The following is a 19,852-nucleotide window of genomic DNA, read 5'->3' on the forward strand; positions in this document are numbered from 1 at the left end:
TTTCGGCGTGCGCGGTCGCGCCCAGCGCGACCCAGCACGCCGAAATCGCAACTAGAGGACGAGGTTGACCAAACGGCCCGGGACGACGATCACCTTCTTCGGGGTCGCCCCGTTCAGGAACGTCTGCACCTTCTCGTCCGCCAGCGCCGCCGCCTCGAGCGTGCCCTTGTCCGCATCGGCGTCCACCGTGATGCGACTGCGCACCTTGCCGTTGACCTGCACCGGGTATTCGACGGTATCGGTCACCAGATACTGCGGGTCGGCCACCGGGAACGGTCCGTGCGCCAGCGACGTGTCGTTGCCCATCCGGCGCCACAGTTCCTCAGCCAGATGCGGTGCCAGCGGCGCCACCATCAGTACCAGCGGTTCGATCGCCGCCCGCGCGGTCACCCCCTCCTTCGTGAGGTGGTTGGTGTACTCGATCAGCTTGGCCGCCGCGGTGTTGTTGCGAAGTGCCACATAGTCTTCCGCCACTCCGGCCACCGTGCGGTGCAACACCCGCAGCGTGTCGGCGTCGAGCGCCTCGTGGTTGGCGATCCGCACCGCACCGGTCTGCTCGTCGACCACCAGCCGCCACACCCGCTGCAGGAACCGGTGTGCGCCGACGACGTCCTTGGTGGCCCACGGCCGCGACGCCTCCAGCGGCCCCATCGACATCTCGTAGACCCGCAGCGTGTCGGCGCCGTAGTGGTCGCAGATCTCGTCCGGCGACACCGAGTTCTTCAGGCTCTTGCCGATCTTGCCGAACTCCTGATTGACCTCTGCGCCGTCGTAATAGAACTTCCCGTCCCGTTCGACCACCTCGGCGGCCGGCACGTACGAGCCGCGCGAATCCGTGTAGGCGAACGCCTGGATGTAGCCCTGGTTGACCAGTCGCCGGTACGGCTCCCGCGAACTCACGTGCCCCAGGTCGTAGAGCACCTTGTGCCAGAACCGCGAATACAGCAGGTGCAGCACGGCGTGCTCGACGCCACCGACGTAGAGGTCCACTCCCCCGGGATCGTCCGGGCCGTGCTCGGCCGGACGCGGGCCCATCCAGTACGCCTCGTTCTCCTTGGCGCACAACGCTTCTTTGTTCAGCGGGTCGGTGTAGCGCAGCTCGTACCAGGAACTGCCCGCCCACTGCGGCATGACGTTGGTGTCGCGGGTGTAGGTCTGCAGCCCGTCGCCGAGATCCAGTTCCACGTGCACCCAGTCGGTGGCCTTGTTCAGCGGTGGATTCGGTTCGCTGTCGGCATCGTCCGGATCGAACAGCACGGGCGAGTAGTCGGGAACGTCGGGCAATTCCACCGGCAACGCCGATTCCGGCAACGGGTGCGCGCGGCCTTCGCTGTCGTAGACGATCGGGAACGGCTCACCCCAGTACCGCTGGCGCGCGAACAGCCAGTCGCGCAGCTTGTACTCGACACGCGCGCGGCCACGGCCGTCGGCCTCCAGGCGCCGGGTGATCGCGTACTTGGCCTCGCCGACGCTCAGCCCGTCCAGATAGTCGGAGTTGACCAGCACCCCGTCACCGGAGTACGCCCCCTGCGAGACGTCGCCGCCGGCGACCACCTCCACGATCGGCAGACCGAATTCGGTGGCGAACTCCCAGTCCCGCTGATCCCCGCTGGGCACCGCCATGATCGCGCCGGTCCCGTAACCGATCAGCACATAGTCGGCGATGAAGATCGGAACACGTTCGCCGTTCACGGGATTCACCGCGTACGACCCGAGGAACGCCCCGGTCTTGGTCTTGTTCTCCTGCCGCTCCAGGTCGCTCTTCGCACCGATCGACGCGCGGTAGGCCGCCACCGCCTCGCCCGGGTTCGGCGCGCCGAACGTCCAGCGGTCGTCCACACCGTCGGGCCACTGCTGGGCCGTCAACTGTTCGACGAGCGGATGCTCGGGCGCCAGCACCAGATACGTGGCGCCGAAGAGCGTGTCGGGACGGGTGGTGAACACCTCGATGTCGCCGGCTTCGGTCCCGAACAGCACGCTGGCGCCGGTCGAGCGGCCGATCCAGTTGCGCTGCATCGCCTTGACCTTGTCCGGCCAGTCGAGGTGGTCGAGATCCTCGAGTAGGCGGTCGGAGTAGGCGGTGATGCGCATCATCCACTGCCGCAACCGTTTCCGGAACACCGGGAAGTTGCCGCGGTCACTGCGCCCGTCGGCGGTGACCTCCTCGTTGGCGAGCACCGTGCCCAGCCCGGGACACCAGTTGACCATCGAATCGGCGCGGTAGACCAGTCGATACGAGTCCACGACGTCCGCACGCTCGCCGGGGCTCAAGTCCGACCACTGCCGGCCGTCGTCCAGCGCGCGGGTCCCCGACTCGAACTCGCCGATCAACTCCGCGATCGGCCGCGCCTTCTTGGCGTCACGGTCGAACCAGGCGTTGTAGATCTGCAGGAAGATCCACTGCGTCCAGGTGTAGTAGTCGACGTCGGTGGTCGAGAAGCTACGCCGGGTGTCATGGCCCAACCCCAGCCGGCCGAGTTGGCGGCGGAAGTTGACGATATTGGCCTCGGTGCGGGTCCGCGGATGGGTGCCGGTCTGCACCGCGTACTGCTCGGCGGGCAGGCCGAACGCGTCGAAACCCAACGCGTGCAACACGTTGCGGCCCGTCATCCGGTAGTAGCGCGCGTAGACGTCGGTGGCGATGTAGCCCAGGGGGTGGCCCACGTGCAGGCCCTCACCCGACGGGTACGGGAACATGTCCTGGACGAACATCTTGTCGGCGGGCACCGAGCCGTCCGGCGGGGCCAACTCGCCGACCGGGTTGGGCACGTTGAAGGTGCCATCGGCCGCCCACGTCTGCTGCCACGCGTGCTCGATCTCCCCGGCGAGCTCAGCGGTGTAACGGTGCTGCGGGGTGTCGGCGTCAGCGGCCCGGTCGGGCTGCGCAGTCGGGGCTTCAGTCACCTCACCAGGGTATAAGGCGACTTCGGACGCAGTCGCGGGCCCACATGACCGCCCCGCGCACCCCGGGAGGACACGTCTCGGTATCGGTTGCGTTTCGGCGAAGTCAGGGCTTGGTCCCAGGTCGGTTCCAGCCCTGGTGACCGCGTCCGGTGCGTGGATACAGTCGGCGCCTGACATCCGGGCGTACTGCCCGTCACCACGGGAGAAGGACTTACGTCGATGATCGAGAAAGCCCGTCACTGGCGGGTTCTGGCAGGAGGTGTGGCTGCGGGCGTGGCCGGACTGGTCGGCTTCGCAGGTGCGACCGCCACGGCAGAACCCCTCTTCCCACAACCCCCCGCACCCGGTCCCGGCATGGTCGCCGTCGCCCCCGCCGCAGCCCCGGCCGCGGTACCGGAATCGGTGGCCACCCCCGGTCTGACCGGCGCGGTGATCAGCCCCAGCGCGGGCACCGTACCCGCCGTCGTCGCAGCCCCGACGCCGAGCATCCTGCCCGCATCGTCCGGAACGCTCGCCGAGTTCTTCAAGGCCAAGGGCGTCACCATGGCGCCTCAGGCAGCCCGCGGGTTCACAGCGCTCAACATCACACTGCCGATGCCGCCGGGGTGGGCCTACATCCCCGACCCGAACGTCCCCGAAGCCTTCGCGGTGATCGCCGACCGCGTCGGCGGTGACGGCCTGTATTCGTCGAACGCGCAGCTCAAGGTGTACAAGCTGACCGGCGACTTCAACCCCGACGAGGCCATCAGCCACGGCTTCATCGACAGTCAGATGCTGCCGGCGTGGCGGTCCACCGATGCGTCGCTGGCCCCCTACAACGGCATGCCGTCCTCGCTGATCGAGGGCACCTATCGCGAGAACTCGATGACGCTGAACACCTCACGCCGCCACGTCATCGCCTCCTCCGGACCCGACCGCTACCTGGTGTCGCTGGCGGTGACGACCACCGTCGACCAGGTCGTCCCCGCCGCGGACGCCACCGACGCGATCGTCACCGGGTTCAAGGTGGCCTCACCGACAGCACAGGCACCGATTGCGCCGCCTCCGCCGGCGCCCGCGGCCCCGCCGGCACCCGGATTGGCGGCACTGCCGCAGCCGCTCGGGCTGCCCTGAGACGCTGCCCTGAAACGACGTCCCCCGGGTGAAGCCCGCGCCCGGGGGACGCCCAGGATCCCAGCCTCGTAAACTCGTATCCCATGGTCGTCGCTGCGGTGCTCTGCTTGTGTGCCGGCGTTGCGGTCGGAATCCTCGGGCTGTGGCTGCTGACCCGGCCCGCTGACGACCCCCGGCGGCAGATCCTGCGGACGGTGGCGCCCACTCAGCTGGCGGCCGCGGTGATGCTCGCGGCCGGTGGCGTGGTGGCACTCGCGGCTCCGCACGAGACAGGTGTGCTTGCGGTGATCGCCTGCGTCGTCGGGGCCGTCGCGACGGTGGCCGCGGGCTGCTGGCAGAGCGCGAAGGTGGTGGCACGCAGCGAGGCCGCGGCGCCCGTCGACGCAGACTGCGCAGGCGCGTGCGCCAGCTGCGCGCTGTCCTGCCGTTAGCTAGTTGCGGCTGACGTCGATCGGGTGGGTGGCCAACAGCGACAGCGGGAACGGCTGGCGGCGCAACACCCGCGCCCACAGATCCGCGCGCGACTCGAACAACACGTCTGACGGCAACGCCGACAACACAATCCAGTCGTCGCGCTCGATCTCGCCCTCGAGTTGGCCGATGGTCCAGCCGGAGTATCCGGCGAAGATCCGCACACCTTCGAGCGCCGGCGCCAGCGATTCGGGATCCGCGTCGAGGTCGACCATCACCATGCGGCCCTGGACGTGCCGCAGACCCGGCACCCCGGCGGCCTCCACCCCGGCCCGCAGCGTGGCCAGGCACAGCGCGGCGTCCCGCTTCACCGGCCCGCCGATGAACATCGTCTTCGGTTTGGCGGCCAGCTGAGCCCACTGCGGCAGCACGTTGTACACCGCGGTCTCGCTGGGCCGGTTGAGCACCACGCCAAGCGTTCCGCCGTCGTTGTGCTCGACGATGTAGATGACGCTGCGCCGAAACGTCGGCTCGAGCAGATCGGTGTTGGCCAGCAGCAGTGTCCCCGCCCGCACCCGCTGAGCCGCGGGGGCGATGAAGTCCTCCGGATCCTCTGACTGCGCCACGTGCACCATCATGTCACCGGCATGCTGCCGATGTGGTGGACAAGCCGCGCCCGCCGCGACATTTGTACTGTGGATGCGGTGCCGTGGACCTCGGCGCCGCTGCGCAGCGTCTTGCGCCGGAACAGGACGTGATCTTTCGTGGCTGACGCTCGCGCGCCCAAGGCCCTGTGGCGGTCGGTGCGTGGTCTCCCGGAATTCTGGCGGCTGCTCGAACTGCGCGCCGTCAGCCAGTTCGGCGACGGCCTCTTCCAGGCCGGCCTGGCCGGGGCCATCCTGTTCAACCCCGACCGCGCCGCCGATCCGTGGGCGATCGCCGGATCGTTCGCGGTGCTGTTCCTGCCGTACTCGATACTCGGGCCGTTCGCCGGGGCGCTGCTGGACCGGTGGGACCGGCGGCTCGTCCTGATCGGGGCCAACCTGGCCCGGCTGCTGCTGGTGCTCGCCGTCGGCGCACTGCTCGCCGGGCGGGTCGGGGATCTGCCGATCCTGTTCGGCGCGTTGGTGGTCAACGGGTTCACCCGCTTCGTGTCGTCCGGGCTGTCGGCGGCGCTGCCGCATGTCGTGCCCCGCGAGCAGGTGGTCGCGATGAACTCCGTCGCGGCGGCCACCGGCGCGGTCGCGGCGTTCCTCGGCGCGAATTTCATGCTGCTGCCGCGCTGGGTGTTCGGCGCCGACGACACCGGTGCTGCCGCAATCATTTTCATCGCCGCGTTACCGGTGGCGCTGGCGCTGCTGCTGTCGGTGCGGTTCGGCCCGCACATCCTCGGCCCGGACGACAGCGCACGCGCCGTCCACGGTTCCGTCGCCTACGCAGTCGCGTTGGGGTGGGTCCACGGCGCCCGCACCGTGTTGTCGGTACGCAGCGTCGCGGCCACCCTGGCCGGACTCGGCGCGCACCGCGTGGTGTTCGGCATCAACACGCTGCTGGTGCTGGTGATGGTGCGGCACAGCGACACTGCCGCCGTCGCCGGTCTGGGCACCGCGGTGCTGTTCGTCGCTGCCACGGGCACCGGCTCGTTCCTGGCGACCATCGCCACGCCCTCGCTCATCACCCGGTGGGGCCGCTACCGCACCGCCAACGGTGCGCTCGTCGCGGCGGTGGCCATCCAGTTGGCGGCGGTGGGTCTGCAGCTACCCGTGCTGGTGATCTGTGGGTCACTGCTCGGCGCGGCCGGGCAGATCGTGAAGCTGTGCGCCGACACCGCGATGCAGATGGACGTCGACGACGCGCTGCGCGGCCACGTCTTCACGGTGCAGGACTCGCTGTTCTGGATGGCGTTCATCGGCGCGATCGCGGTGGCGGCGACGGTGATCCCGCCCGACGGCCACTCGCCGGGACTCGCGGCGGCCGGGGTCGGCGTCTACGTTGTCGGGTTGGCGTTGCACGCGGTACTGGGCCGGCAAGCGCCGCAGCGCATCTAGTCTCGGGACATGTCCACCGCAGAATCCGTCGTCGCCGATCTGCGTGCCGAGAGCGACGACCTCGACGCGCTGGTCGCCGATCTGCCGGCCGCGACGTGGGCGTTCGCCACCCCCGCAGCGGGCTGGACCATCGCCCATCAGATCGCCCATCTGCTGTGGACAGATCGCGTGGCGCTGCTGTCGGTGACCGACGAGGCGGGCTTCAACGTCGTGCTCGGCGCGGCCGCCGAGGATCCCGCGGGGTTCGTCGACCGCGCCGCGGGGGATCTGGCGCTCACGGCGCCGGCGGAGCTGCTGGCGGATTGGCGGGCCACCCGCGGCCTGTTGCACGACGCGCTCCTCACCGTCGCCGACGGGCGCAAGCTGCCGTGGTTCGGTCCGCCGATGAGCGCGCCGTCGATGGCGACCGCACGATTGATGGAGACGTGGGCGCACGGGCTCGACGTCGCCGATGCGCTCGGTGTGCAACGACCGCCGACGGCGCGGCTGCGGTCCGTCGCGCACATCGGCGTGCGCACCCGCGACTTCGCGTTCGCCGTCCACGGGCTGGCCGCCCCCACCGACGTGTTTCACGTGGAACTACGCGCGCCCGACGGCTCGATGTGGACATGGGGACCGGCCGACGCGGTCCAGCGGGTCACCGGATCCGCCGAGCACTTCTGCCTGCTGGTGACCCAGCGCCGTCCCCGCGCCGAGCTGGCCGTGACCGCGGTCGGACCGGACGCCGAGCAGTGGCTGGCCATCGCGCAGGCGTTCGCGGGGCCCCCGGGGCAGGGCCGCGGCTAGTCGCGTTTGCCGTTCCCGTTGCCCTTGCCGTTTCCGTTGCCCGGGCGCTTCTCGGGCTTCTTGTTGCCCCCCACCTGCTCCGGAACCGGCTGTTCGACGACCGGCGCCGCCGATGTCGGCGGGGCCGGTGGCGGTGGCGGGGTCGTCGACGGCGGTGGCGGTGGCGGTGGCGGCACGATGGTGCTGGTGCTCACGGGTGCCTGCGCGGGCGCCGACGAGAACGGATCCATGGCGAGGGCGACGGCCGCGACCGCGAAGGCGGCGAGCCCCGCGAGTGCGCCCGCCGCGGCGCGGGTGCGACGAGGCCGGACCCGGCGCGGCGGCGGACCCGCCGCGACATAGGCGGCCGACGGCGGCAGCGGCGCGGCCAGCACGCGGGTCGCCGGACGCGATGGCGGCGCCATGACCGGTGCGGTCCCGCCGAACAGCGCATCGCGGTCACCGGCGAGAGCGGCGCGCATCTGGGACGCGCTCGCGAATCGTTGTCGCGGATCGCGCGTCATCGCCCGGTCGATGACGCCGGCCAGCACCGGATCCACGTCGGAGCGGAACGCGGTCACCGGCGGCGGTGGATCGTCCATGATCGCGCGCGCCACCGCGGCGGGGTTGTCCTGCGGAAAGGCCCGCCAACCGAGCAGTGCCTCGTAGGCCATCACCCCGACGGCATAGAGATCGTCGGCAACCGACGCGGGCGCGCCGGTGACCCGTTCGGGACTCATGTATGCCAGCGTCCCGACGATCTGACCGGTCATCGTGTGGGCCGCGCCCCCGGTCTTCGCGATCCCGAAATCGGCCACCTTGAGGGTGTTCGCATCGGCCGACAGCAGGATGTTCCCGGGTTTGATGTCCCGGTGCAGCACCCCGGCGCCGTGGGCGACCTCGAGGGCGGCCAGCACCTCGTCGAGCATCGCGCGCACCTGCGCCGGCGACATCGGTCCCGCGGCGATGACGTCACCGAGCGTGCGGCCGGGCAGCCGCTCCATCACGATGAACGGCGTGCCGTCGTCCTCACCGTAGTCGTGCACCGCGACGATGTTGGGGTGCGAGAGTGCGGCCGCCGAACGCGCCTCGGCCTCGAAGCGACTGCGCACGTCCGGCTGGGCCCGCATCGTCGGGTGCAGGAGTTTGATCGCGACCGCGCGGTGGAGGCGCGTATCCCACCCGTCGCGGACCTCTGCCATCCCGCCGAGGCCCAACACCTCGTGCAATTCGTAGCGGCCGACGAGCAGTTCGTGGCCGGTCATAGCCAAGCGGTAGCCCTCTTCACCCGGGCGTAAACCGATCGCAGGTCAACTCCTCATGTCGGCGGCCGCGTCGGCGCGACCGTCACCGTCCGCATCTGTCAGTTTGACGTCCCAGCGTCCGTCGCCGTCGGTGTCCACGTGGGCGGTGTCCCCGCTCAACGCCCGGTCGGCGAGGCCGTTTCCGTCGCTGTCGACCAGCTGATCGTCGACCTGACCGTCGGCGTCGAGATCGACCACCGGCCCACCGGTCTGCTCGACGCCGTCGAGACCGTACCAGCGCACCTGGCCGGTGCGGTCCACGCTGAGCATCCAGGTGCCCGACCCGTCGTCGCTGAAGTAGGCCTCGGTCACGTCGTCGTCGAGGTCGCGCGCGGCGAGTTCGGCGAGCCCGTCACCGTCGCGGTCGGCCAGCGCATCGTCGAGGCGGCCGTCGCCGTCGAGGTCCAGCCCCACGGCGTCGAACACCCCGTCGGCGTCGGTGTCCACATCCGGTTCGGCGGTCCACATCGTCGCCGACCCATCGGCGTCTCCCAGGCAGTAGTCCATGGTGATCAGACGCCGCGCTACTGCTTGGCGTTCCACCACGTGAGCAGTTCGGCGACCGCTTCGTCGTGTGTGAGCGGCCCGCGGTCCAGCCGCAGCTCCTTGAGAAACCGCCACGCCTCCCCCACCTGCGGGCCCGCGGGGATGCCGAGGAGCGTCATGATCTCGTTGCCGTCGAGGTCGGGGCGCACCCGCTGCAGATCCTCCTTCTCGGCCAACTCGGAGATGCGGCGCTCCAGATCGTCGTAGTTGGCCTGCAGCCGCGCCGCCCGCCGCTTGTTGCGGGTGGTGCAGTCGGCACGAACCAGCTTGTGCAGCCGTTCCAGCAGCGGGCCCGCGTCGGTGACGTAACGGCGCACCGCCGAATCGGTCCACTTGCCGTCGCCGTACCCGTGGAAGCGCAGGTGCAGGAACACCAGCTGCGATACGTCGTCGACCATCTGCTTGGAGTACTTCAGCGCGCGCATCCGCTTGCGGGCCATCTTCGCGCCGACGACCTCGTGGTGGTGGAAGCTCACCCCGCCGTCGGGTTCGTGGCGCCGCGTGGCCGGCTTGCCGATGTCATGCAGCAGCGCCGCCCAGCGCAACACCAGATCCGGGCCTCCCGCTTCTCCCCCCGAGTCGCTTCGCTCCTGCCCCCTGGGACCGCCCTCGAGGTCGATCGCCTGGCGAAGGACCGTCAGCGAATGCCAGTAGACGTCCTTGTGCTGGTGGTGCTCGTCGATCGCCATCCGCATCGCCCCGACCTCCGGCAGCACCACATCACCGAGACCGCTCTGCACCATCAGGTCGATACCCGCCACCGGATCGGCACCCAGCAGCAGTTTGTCCAGTTCGGTGGCGACGCGCTCGGCGGTGATGCGGGCCAGCTGCTGCGCCATCTCGGTCATCGCCACCCGCACCCGCGGCGCGACGGCGAACCCCAGTTGCGAGGTGAACCGCGCGGCACGCAACATGCGCAGCGGATCGTCACCGAACGACACCTCGGGGGCCGACGGCGTATCGAGCACCTGCTCACGCAGTGCGGCCAAACCGCCCAGCGGGTCATGGAATTCGCCGAGGCCGCCCGGTTTCTCCGCGTCGATCTCCACCGCCATCGCATTGACCGTGAAATCGCGCCGCACCAGATCGTCGTCGAGCCGGTCGCCGTAGCGGACCTGCGGATTGCGCGACACCTGGTCGTAGCTGTCGGCGCGGAAGGTCGTCACCTCCATCCGGTGGCCGGCCTTGCCGACGCCGAGGGTGCCGAACTCGATGCCGGTATCCCACAACGCGTCGGCCCACGGCCGCAGGAAGGCCTGCATCTGTTCAGGCCGCGCATCGGTGGTGAAGTCGAGGTCGCAGCCCGCCCTGCCGAGCAGCGCGTCGCGCACACTGCCACCCACGAGGTAGAGCCGGTGACCGGCCCCAGCGAACACCGCGCCGATCTCACGCAGGACGTCGCCGTCGCGGTTGAGCGTCACCGCGGCGCGGGCCAGCAGGTCGGCATCGGGTGAAGCGTCGTCGTGGTCGTCCGGCACGTTCGTTGAGCCTAGAGGGTAACGGTCCGGCAGCGACCGGCGAGTGCGGCGGGAGTGAAACTGTGTGGCAGCTACTATCGCTTGGGTGTCGGACGGCGAACAGCCCAAATCTCGACGCCGCCGCGGGCGACGTCGGGGCCGACGCGCGGCCGGACCGCCGCAGGCGCCCGCCGACCATCCCAACGCCGCCGCCGCACACACCGCCGACGCCGGCGACACCCCGACGGTCACGCCGACCGATCAGGCCAAGAAGACCCGGCCCCGCCGACCTCCCGAACGGCTGCGCACAGTGCACGAGACCTCCGCAGGTGGGCTGGTCATCGACGGACTCGACGGGCCGAAGGACAGCCAGGTCGCGGCGCTGATCGGCCGCATCGACCGGCGCGGCCGGATGCTCTGGTCGCTGCCCAAGGGCCACATCGAGCTGGGCGAGACCGCCGAGCAGACGGCGATCCGCGAGGTCGCCGAGGAGACCGGGATCCGGGGTGACGTACTGGCCGCGCTGGGCAGTATCGACTACTGGTTCGTCACCGAAGGGCGCCGCGTGCACAAGACGGTGCACCATTACCTGATGCGTTTCCGCGGCGGTGAACTGTCCGATGAGGACCTCGAGGTCACCGAGGTGGCGTGGGTGCCGCTCAAGGAGTTGCCGCACCGGCTGGCCTACGCCGACGAACGCCGGCTGGCCGAGGTGGCCGACGAACTCATCGACAAACTGCACACCGACGGCCCCGCAGGGCTGCCGCCGCTGCCGAGGTCGTCGCCCCGGCGTCGCGCCCAGACCCATTCGCACACCCGCAACCGTCGTCGTGACGAGTCCAGCCAAACCCCTCCCGGCCGGCGGACGAACGGATGCGGACAAGGCCAGTGAGTTCCGTGGCGGTGCCACGCATGACGGCGGCGGTACCGCGTCTGCTGGCCGCACTCGTACTGCTTCTCCTGACCGCCATCCCCGCCGCGCTGCCACAGGCCGCCGCCGGCGAGCCAGGCGCGTCCCCGTTCCTGCAGCTACGCATCGACCGCGTCACCCCCGACGTCGTCACGACGACCAGCGATCCGGTGGTGACCGTCTCCGGGGTCGTCCGCAACGTCGGTGACCGCACGGTCCGCGACGTGGTCCTGCGCCTCGAGCATGCACCGGCCGTCGACTCCTCCTCGGGGCTGCGCACCAGTCTCGCCGGCAACCTCGACCAATTCGATCCGGTCGCCGACTTCGTCACCGCCGCCCCCGAACTCGAACGCGGGAAAACGGTGCCGTTCACCTTCACCTATCCGATCCGCGCGACCGACGGGCCGTCGTTGCGCATCGAGCAGCCGGGGGTGTATCCGCTGCTGGTCAACGTCAACGGCACCCCGGACTACGGCGCCCCGGCGCGGCTCGACGACGCCCGCTTCCTGCTGCCGGTGCTGGGCGTCCCGTCCGAAGCCGGCGCCGATTCGGCCGCCGAGACGCTGACCTCCGTCGTCCCGCCCGACACGTCGAAACCGGTGCGGCTGACCGTGTTCTGGCCTCTGGCCGACAAACCCCGGCTGGCCGCCGGAATCCCGGGCGGGACCACGCCGGTGCGGTTGATCGACGACGAGCTCGCGACCTCGCTGGCACCGGGCGGCCGGCTGGAGACGCTGCTGGCCGCGGTCGACTTCGCCACCAGCCCGACCGTCGACCCCGGCGGTGACGTGGGGCGCGCGCTGTGCCTGGCGGTCGACCCCGACCTGCTGGTCACCGTCAACGCGATGGCCGCCGGATACGTCGTCAACGACGGCCCCGACGCCGGGCCCACGACCCCCACGCGCCCCGGGACCGGGCAGGAAGCGGCCATCGGCTGGCTGAACCGGCTCAAAGCGCTGGCCCAGCGGATGTGCGTGGCAGCGACGCCGTACGCGCAGGCCGATCTGGACGCTCTGCAGCGCGTCGGGGACCCGGGGTTGAGCGCGATCGCCACCACCGGCGCCCCCGACATCGTCGACCGGATCCTCGGCGTGCCGTCCACCCGCGGCGTCACCCTGCTCGGCGACGGACCGCTCACCGGCGCGGCGGCACAGCTGCTGTCCGGGCAGGGCCGCACGGTGGCCGTCACCGCGGCGACCCTCACCGCCCAGGGCGACGCCACCGGGCTGGGTTCGACAGCCGACCTGGCCCCCATGCGGTACTCCCCGAACCTCGTCACGATGCCGTTCGACCCGACGGTCGGCGCGGCGCTGGCCGGTGCAGGCGCCGAACCCGCGGCGCCGACGTATCTCGATTCCAGCCTCGACATCCCGCTGCGGCACGATTCGCCGGTGGCCCGGCGCCAGAACGCGATCGGCTCGCTGCTGTGGCGGGGGCTTCAGCCCGACACCGAACCGCGGACCCAGATCGTCGTGCCCCCGCTGGTGTGGGACCTGCGTCCCGACGACGCACAAGCGATCCTCACCTCCGTGGGAACGACCATCCGGGCAGGCCTCGCGGTCCCCCGGCCGCTGGGCGAAGTGATCGCCGACGGCGCCGCCACAGCAGCCACACCGGATGCCGGCTGGCCGCCAGCTGAGGCCGGCAACCCGCGGGGCCGCTTCGACGAGTCGGTCACCTCGGGCATCGCCACGACCACCGGACGTCTCTCCGGTCTGACCGCAGCGCTGGGCGTCGACCAGCGGACGGGTCTGACCGGGATCAGCTACACCGCCCCGCTGCGCGAGGACATGCTGCGCGCACTGAGCCAGTCTGTGCCGCCGTCGGCCCGCAACGATCTGGCCCAGCAGCGCCTCTCGGTGGTGACCGACACCGTCGGGGACATGTTCGGCGCGGTGCGGATCATGAACCCGGGCGGTGCGTACACGCTGGCCACCGAACGCAGTCCGCTGCCGCTCGCCCTGCGCAACGACCTGCCGGTGCCGATCCGGGTGCGCCTCGCGGTCGACGCGCCCCCCGGGATGTCGGTCGACGACATAGGCGAGATCAGCCTGCCGCCCGGGTACCTGCCGCTGCGCGTGCCGATCGAGGTCCACTTCACCCAGCGGGTCGCCGTCGACGTGACCCTGCAGACGGCCGACGGGCTCCCCCTCGGGGAAACCGTGCGGCTCTCGGTGCACTCCAACGCGTACGGCAAGGTCCTGTTCTTCATCACGCTCAGCGCCGGCGCGGTCCTGGTGCTGCTTGCCGGACGCCGGCTGTGGCACCGCTTCCGCGGCCAGCCCGACCCGGCAGACCTCGACCGGCCGTCACGGGCGGAGGCCGAGAACCTCCGGCATCCCGACCCACTCGACACCGCCCTCCGACACGCACCGGACGACGGCCGCCCACCCACCGGCGCGCACGGTGACCTGAGATGAGCACCACCGGGTGGGAACCGGGCCCCCGGCCGAACCCGCCACCCATGGCTGCTCCGCGCCGCATCCCGCCGCGTCCCGGTGCGGTGCGTCCTGACCCGTCACGCCGGCCGCCGCCGTCACCGCCGCGCCAACGGATCCCGCACGGTCCCGCGCCACGCCGGAAGGCGGGCCGTCCGGAACTCTCCGACGCGGCGGTGGTGTCGCGCTCCTGGGGGATGGCGTTGGCGACGCTGGTCAGCCGCATCACCGGATTCCTGCGGATCGTGCTGCTCGCGGCGATCCTCGGTGCGGCGCTGTCGAGTTCGTTCACCGTCGCGAACCAGCTGCCCAACCTGGTCGCGGCGCTGGTGCTCGAAGCCACGTTCACCGCGATCTTCGTCCCGGTGCTCGCCCGCGCCGAACGCGACGACCCCGACGGCGGCACCGCGTTCGTGCGTCGCCTCGTCACGCTGGCGACCACGCTGCTGCTGATCGCCACGGTGCTCTCGGTGGCGGGCGCACCGCTGCTCGTGCGGTTGATGCTCGGCGACGACCCGCAGGTCAACAGTCCGCTGACGACGGCGTTCGCGTACCTGCTGCTGCCGCAGGTGGTGTTCTACGGGTTGACGTCGGTGTTCATGGCAATCCTCAACACCCGCAACGTCTTCGGGCCGCCGGCATGGGCGCCGGTGCTCAACAATGTGGTCGCCATCGCCACGCTGGGGTTGTATGTCCTTGTCCCGGGCGAACTCTCGGTCGACCCCGTCGAGATGGGCAACGCCAAGTTGCTGGTGCTCGGCATCGGCACCACGCTCGGCGTGTTCGCGCAGGCCGCGGTGCTGCTCCTCGCGATCCGCCGCGAACGCATCAGCCTGCGCCCGCTGTGGGGCATCGACGACCGGATGAAGAAGTTCGGCGCCATGGCCGCGGCGATGCTCCTCTACGTGCTCATCAGTCAGGTGGGCCTGATCGTCACCAATCAGATCGCCAGCGCGTCCGCCGCATCCGGACCCGCGATCTACAACTACACGTGGCTGGTGCTGCAGCTGCCGTTCGGGATCATCGGCGTCACGGTGCTCACCGTGGTGATGCCACGGCTGTCACGCAACGCCGCCGCCAACGACATCCCGGCGGTACTCGGCGACCTGTCCCTGGCCACCCGGCTCACCATGGTCACGTTGATCCCGATCGTGGCGATCATGACCGTCGGCGGCCCGGCGATCGGCACCGCGCTGTTCGCGTACGGCAACTTCGGCGGAACCGACGCCGGCTATCTCGGCATGGCGATCACCCTGTCGGCGTTCACCCTCATCCCGTACGCGCTGTTCCTAATCCAGCTACGGGTGTTCTACGCGCGCGAACAGCCGTGGACGCCGATCATCGTGATCGTCGTGGTGACCGCGGTGAAGGTGATCGCCTCGCTGGCGGCGCCGGCCCTCACCGACGACCCCGACCTGGTGGCCGGCTACCTCGGCCTGGCCAACGGCCTCGGATTCCTCGCCGGCGCGGTGGTCGGCTACATCCTGCTGCGGGCGAGTCTGCGCCCACCGGGTGGCAGGATGCTCGAAGTCCAGGTGATCCGCACGATCCTGGTGACCGTCGCCGCGTCATTGCTGGCCGGGCTGCTCGCCTACGTCGTCGACCAATTGCTCGGCCTGGAAACGCTGACCGTCAACGGCGGAGCCGCGGGATCGCTGCTGCGGCTGGCCGTGATGGGCGTCATCATGCTGCCCGTCATCGCCGGTGTGCTGTTGGCGGCCAAGGTGCCCGAAGCGACGGCGGCCGTCGGTCTCGTGCGCAGCCGTCTCGGGGGGCGCCGACCGGTGTCCTCTCCGTCAATAACTCGCCCCGACCAAGCGCAGTCCGCTGGTCCCTTCCCGTACTCTGACCACAGGAGCGCACGTCCGGTGCGGCGGGGTGGGGGCCCTGCGACCGGCTGGAACGGCCCTCCCGTGCGGGGTACATCGGTGCATGGCGCCGGGGCAGAGATGGGGAAAGGACCAGCGGTGAGCGACGACTCCGCGGGCGATTCCGCAGTGCCGCCCGATGGCGCTGCGACCACCAAGATCTCGCGGCCTGCCGCGGACTCTGTTTCGCGGCCTTCCGCCGACGACTTCCAGCCCGACGTCGCCGACGACCGCTCGGCCACCACCGAGATGCCCATGTCCGGCCGGCCCCCCTCCGACTACGGCGGCGACCCCACCCGCGAATCACTGCCCTTCGACGCACCCCGCGAACCCCCGATCGAGGCGGCCACCTCCGACGAGGACGTGCACCTCATCCCGGGCGCGACCATCGCCGGCGGCCGATACCGGCTGCTGGTCTTCCACGGCGGCCCGCCGAACCTGCAGTTCTGGCAGGCGCTCGACACCGCGCTCGACCGTCAGGTCGCCCTGACCTTCGTCGATCCCGACGCCACCCTGCCCGACGACCGGGTGCAGCAGATCCTCGCCCGCACACTCAAGCTCAGCCGCCTCGACATGCCCGGCGTGGCCCGCGTCCTCGACGTGGCCAACACCGGATCCGGTGGCCTCATCGTCTCGGAGTGGATCCGCGGCGGATCGCTGGCCGAGGTCGCGGCCACGACGCCCTCCCCGATCGGCGGCGCCCGTGCGATGCAGTCACTCGCCGCGGCCGCCGAAGCCGCACACCGCGCCGGGGTGTCGCTGTCGATCGACCACCCCAGCCGCGTCCGCGTCAGCATCGAAGGCGATGTGGCGCTGGCATTCCCCGCCACGATGCCCGACGCCAACCCCGAGGACGACATCCGCGGTATCGGCGCCGCGCTGTACACACTTCTGGTCAACCGGTGGCCGCTGCCCGAGACCGGCGAGCCGAGCGGGCTCGCCCCCGCCGACACCGACCCGGCGGGCAATCCCGTCGAGCCGCGCGCCGTGGACCGGGACATCCCGTTCCAGATCTCGGCCGCCGCAGCGCACGCCGTGCAGCCCGACGGCGGTATCCGCAGCGCCCCGACGCTGCTGAACCTGCTGCAGCAGGCCACCGCCGTCGCCGACCGCACCGACCTGATCTCACCCGTCGACCGTCCGGACACCCCGGCGCCGTCGCGCTTCCGCGGCGGACCCGATGACGACCCCGAGGCGCAGGCCCGCCGCAAGCGGGGGCTGATGGTCGGCCTCACCATCGGCGGCGTGATCGTCGTCGTCGCGCTGATCGTCCTGGGCACGGTGCTCAGCCGCATCTTCGGTGATGTCGGCAGCGGGCTCGACGGCGACGAACTCGGTCTCAACGCACCGGGCACCTCGGCCGAGGCCGACAGCGGATCCCCGGGTTCGGGCAACGTGGTGCGACCCGTGCGGGCGACGGTGTTCTCCCCCGCCGGCGGCGCCGACTCACCCGATCAGGCCGGCAACGCCATCGACGGCAATTCGACGACGGTGTGGCCCACCGACACCTACTCCGATCCGAACCCGTTCCCGAACTTCAAGAACGGGGTGGGGCTGATCCTGGAGCTGTCCCAGCCCACCACGCTGACGTCGGTGGACATCGACGTCTCCTCCACCGGCACCTCGGCACAGATCCGGTCGTCCCCGTCGGCCGATCCGTCCACACTCGACGACACGACCGCAATGACCCCGTCGACCCCCCTCCGGACGGGTGACAACACCATCGAGATCAGCGACGCCTCCCCCACCTCCTACGTGCTGGTGTGGATCGACAAGCTCGGCACCGTCGACGGGGAGAGCCGCACCGATGTCTCCGAGATCACGCTCAAGGGCACGTCCTGAGGAGTTATCCACAGGGTCGGTGACGTCCGACCTCTGCGGATCGGCCCCCGGCGAACTCGGTGTCCGGACGCACCCCGGAGTGCGCTTAGTGTTCGGCTGTGGGGAGCTTCGATGCCGTCGGCCGATCCGACGCCCAGCTGCTGGCGGATCACGTCGCCGGTGACCGCTTCGCGTTCGAAGAGCTCTTCCTGCGCCATCACCACCACCTCGAGCGGCTCGCGCTGATCACCAGCCGCAATCACGACGACGCCGCCGATGCCCTCCAGGACGCGATGCTCTCGGCGCACCGCAAGGCGGCAGCGTTCCGCTACGACAGCGCGGTGAGCAGCTGGCTGTACCGGATCGTGGTCAACGCGTGTTTGGATCGGTTGCGCCGCAACCGAAATCACGTCGCCAGCGCCCTGCACGACGACGTCGGCCCAGTCGGTGATCCGACAGCCAAAGTGGACACCGCCATCGTGGTCGAACGCGCACTGCAGCGGCTGCCGGTCGAACAGCGCGCCGCGATCGTCGCCGTCGACATGCAGGGTTACTCGGTCGCCGAGACCGCGCGCATGCTGGGCATCGCCGAAGGCACCGTCAAGAGCCGGTGCAGCAGGGGACGCGCCAAGCTCGCCGAGGCGCTGCGGGACCTGGACGAGCCGAACCAGCAGCCGCCCGTCGAGCGTGGCTGTCGTCCCTCTCCCCGCTCCGCGCACAGCGCCACCACACGCAGCCGTCGCCACCCGACGATCGCCCGTGCCGTGCGCCACGCGGGCCCCGCGCCCGCCGACCGGCCGTAGCGTGACCCTGCAGGCGTGCGGGAACACCCGGACCTAGGCTGGTGTTGTACCCGTGCCGGTGCAAATCGGCAGAAAGGCTCACATGACCACCTCATCGACGGTTCACGATGTGATCATCATCGGCTCCGGTCCGGCCGGTTACACGGCCGCCGTGTACGCCGCACGTGCGCAGCTCAAGCCGCTCGTCTTCGAAGGCAGCCAGTTCGGCGGCGCGCTCATGACCACCACCGAGGTGGAGAACTACCCCGGCTTCCGCAACGGCATCACCGGACCCGAACTGATGGACGAGATGCGCGAGCAGGCCCTGCGCTTCGGCGCCGACCTCCGCATGGAAGACGTCGACGAGGTCTCCCTCAAAGGCCCGGTCAAGACCGTGACCGTCGGTGACGAGACCCACCGCGCCCGCGCCGTCATCCTCGCGATGGGTGCGGCCGCACGCCACCTCGGTGTCCCCGGCGAGGACGCGCTGCTCGGTATGGGCGTCAGCACCTGTGCCACGTGTGACGGCTTCTTCTTCCGCGACCAGGACATCGCCGTGATCGGCGGCGGCGACTCGGCGATGGAGGAAGCGACGTTCCTCACTCGGTTCGCCCGCAGTGTGACGGTGATCCACCGCCGCGACGAGTTCCGTGCATCACGCATCATGCTCGACCGCGCCCGCGCGAACGAGAAGATCACCTTCATGACCAACACCGATGTCACCGAGATCGAGGGCAGCCCCAAGGTGACCGGCCTGCGCCTGCGCGACACCGTCACCGGTGAGGAGTCCAAGCTGGCGGTCACCGGTGTGTTCGTCGCGATCGGCCACGTGCCCCGCTCGGACATCGTGCGCGGTCAGGTCGAGATCGACGAGGACGGCTACGTGCTCGTCGAAGGTCGCACCACCCACACCTCCGTCGAAGGTGTTTTCGCCGCAGGCGATCTGGTGGACCGCACCTATCGGCAGGCCATCACCGCCGCGGGCAGCGGTTGTGCGGCGGCCATCGACGCCGAGCGCTGGCTCGCCGAAATCGGCGTCGCCCCAAGCGATCAAGAGATCTCAGCACCGGTCTGAGACACCCCCTTCGACCTCTCAAGGAGTAGCCATGGCCGACAACAGTGCCACCGTCACCGTCACCGACGACTCGTTCTCCGACGATGTGCTGACCAGCAGCACCCCCGTATTGGTCGACTTCTGGGCCACCTGGTGCGGGCCGTGCAAGATGGTCGCCCCGGTGCTCGAGGAGATCGCCTCCGAGAAGGCCGGCGCGCTGACCGTCGCGAAGCTCGACGTCGACTCCAACCCGACGACCGCGCGCGATTTCCAGGTCGTGTCGATCCCGACGATGATCCTTTTCAAGGACGGTCAACCGGTCAAGCGGATCGTCGGCGCGAAGGGTAAAGCAGCGCTGCTGCGCGAACTCGCCGACCTGCTCTGACGCGTCACGGTCCGATTTCGGCCAGCCTGGCGTTTTCCGAATTCGC

At 70.4% G+C, this 19,852-nt stretch carries 15 protein-coding genes; 10 read left to right on the plus strand and 5 right to left on the minus strand.

Annotation, left to right across the window (positions count from 1 at the left end; genetic code table 11):
* Positions 1–51: 51 nt before the first annotated feature.
* Entirely contained in the window at positions 52–2,904 is a 2,853-nt protein-coding gene (leuS, locus tag I7X18_RS29285) for a leucine--tRNA ligase (RefSeq protein WP_193045317.1), read from the minus strand.
* A gap of 219 nt (positions 2,905–3,123) precedes the next feature.
* Between leuS and I7X18_RS29290 the strand changes: the two genes are divergently transcribed.
* Positions 3,124–4,017: an LpqN/LpqT family lipoprotein gene (locus tag I7X18_RS29290; protein ID WP_193045316.1), complete on the plus strand. Its 894-nt coding sequence runs from the start codon at positions 3,124–3,126 to the stop codon at positions 4,015–4,017.
* Between the two features lie 83 nt (positions 4,018–4,100).
* On the plus strand, positions 4,101–4,448 hold the full coding sequence (locus I7X18_RS29295) for a hypothetical protein (RefSeq protein ID WP_193045315.1): 348 nt from the start codon (positions 4,101–4,103) through the stop codon (positions 4,446–4,448).
* Here the strand turns inward: I7X18_RS29295 and I7X18_RS29300 are convergent, their stop codons facing one another.
* Positions 4,449–5,063 carry a YqgE/AlgH family protein gene (locus tag I7X18_RS29300; RefSeq protein WP_193045868.1) on the minus strand — a complete coding sequence of 205 codons (615 nt, stop codon included), beginning with the start codon at positions 5,061–5,063 and terminating at the stop codon, positions 4,449–4,451.
* Positions 5,064–5,192: 129 nt separating this feature from the next.
* Here I7X18_RS29300 and I7X18_RS29305 point away from each other — a divergent pair, with 129 nt between their 5' ends.
* Both I7X18_RS29305 and I7X18_RS29310 read left to right on the plus strand, forming a co-directional pair.
* On the plus strand, positions 5,193–6,476 hold the full coding sequence (locus I7X18_RS29305; protein ID WP_193045314.1) for an MFS transporter: 1,284 nt from the start codon (positions 5,193–5,195) through the stop codon (positions 6,474–6,476).
* 9 nt (positions 6,477–6,485) lie between these two features.
* Positions 6,486–7,262: a TIGR03084 family metal-binding protein gene (locus I7X18_RS29310; protein WP_193045313.1), complete on the plus strand. Its 777-nt coding sequence runs from the start codon at positions 6,486–6,488 to the stop codon at positions 7,260–7,262.
* Here the strand turns inward: I7X18_RS29310 and I7X18_RS29315 are convergent.
* The 3 genes from I7X18_RS29315 to I7X18_RS29325 are packed head-to-tail and all read right to left on the minus strand — an operon-like array spanning position 7,259 to position 10,569.
* Positions 7,259–8,506, minus strand: a complete 1,248-nt coding sequence (locus I7X18_RS29315) for a serine/threonine-protein kinase (RefSeq protein WP_193045312.1) — start codon at positions 8,504–8,506, stop codon at positions 7,259–7,261. The two genes, I7X18_RS29310 and I7X18_RS29315, sit on opposite strands and share 4 nt — an antisense overlap.
* Before the next feature lie 45 nt (positions 8,507–8,551).
* Positions 8,552–9,052 (minus strand): pullulanase, encoded by a 501-nt coding sequence (locus tag I7X18_RS29320; protein ID WP_193045867.1) that lies wholly within the window; start codon positions 9,050–9,052, stop codon positions 8,552–8,554.
* A 17-nt stretch (positions 9,053–9,069) separates the two neighbouring features.
* Complete coding sequence (locus I7X18_RS29325) at positions 9,070–10,569, minus strand: CCA tRNA nucleotidyltransferase (protein WP_193045311.1); 1,500 nt, start codon at positions 10,567–10,569, stop codon at positions 9,070–9,072.
* 85 nt (positions 10,570–10,654) lie between these two features.
* On the opposite strand from I7X18_RS29325, the gene I7X18_RS29330 reads away from it, so the two are divergent.
* The 6 genes from I7X18_RS29330 to trxA all read left to right on the plus strand — a co-directional run bounded on the left by I7X18_RS29330 (position 10,655) and on the right by trxA (position 19,806).
* A complete protein-coding gene (locus I7X18_RS29330; protein ID WP_193045310.1) occupies positions 10,655–11,440 on the plus strand; it encodes an NUDIX hydrolase in 786 nt (261 codons plus the stop codon).
* A gap of 20 nt (positions 11,441–11,460) precedes the next feature.
* Positions 11,461–13,878 (plus strand): DUF6049 family protein, encoded by a 2,418-nt coding sequence (locus I7X18_RS29335; protein WP_193045309.1) that lies wholly within the window; start codon positions 11,461–11,463, stop codon positions 13,876–13,878.
* Positions 13,875–17,606, plus strand: a complete 3,732-nt coding sequence (murJ, locus tag I7X18_RS29340; RefSeq protein ID WP_193045308.1) for a murein biosynthesis integral membrane protein MurJ — start codon at positions 13,875–13,877, stop codon at positions 17,604–17,606. Before I7X18_RS29335 ends, murJ begins: the two co-directional genes overlap by 4 nt.
* Before the next feature lie 98 nt (positions 17,607–17,704).
* Entirely contained in the window at positions 17,705–18,388 is a 684-nt protein-coding gene (gene sigM / locus I7X18_RS29345; RefSeq protein ID WP_193045307.1) for an RNA polymerase sigma factor SigM, read from the plus strand.
* An 82-nt stretch (positions 18,389–18,470) separates the two neighbouring features.
* Entirely contained in the window at positions 18,471–19,442 is a 972-nt protein-coding gene (gene trxB, locus I7X18_RS29350) for a thioredoxin-disulfide reductase (protein WP_193045306.1), read from the plus strand.
* Positions 19,443–19,473: 31 nt separating this feature from the next.
* Complete coding sequence (gene trxA / locus I7X18_RS29355) at positions 19,474–19,806, plus strand: thioredoxin (RefSeq protein ID WP_193045305.1); 333 nt, start codon at positions 19,474–19,476, stop codon at positions 19,804–19,806.
* The last annotated feature ends 46 nt before the right edge of the window (positions 19,807–19,852 follow it).

It is taken from the genome of Mycolicibacterium baixiangningiae, assembly GCF_016313185.1.
Classification (GTDB): domain Bacteria; phylum Actinomycetota; class Actinomycetes; order Mycobacteriales; family Mycobacteriaceae; genus Mycobacterium; species Mycobacterium baixiangningiae.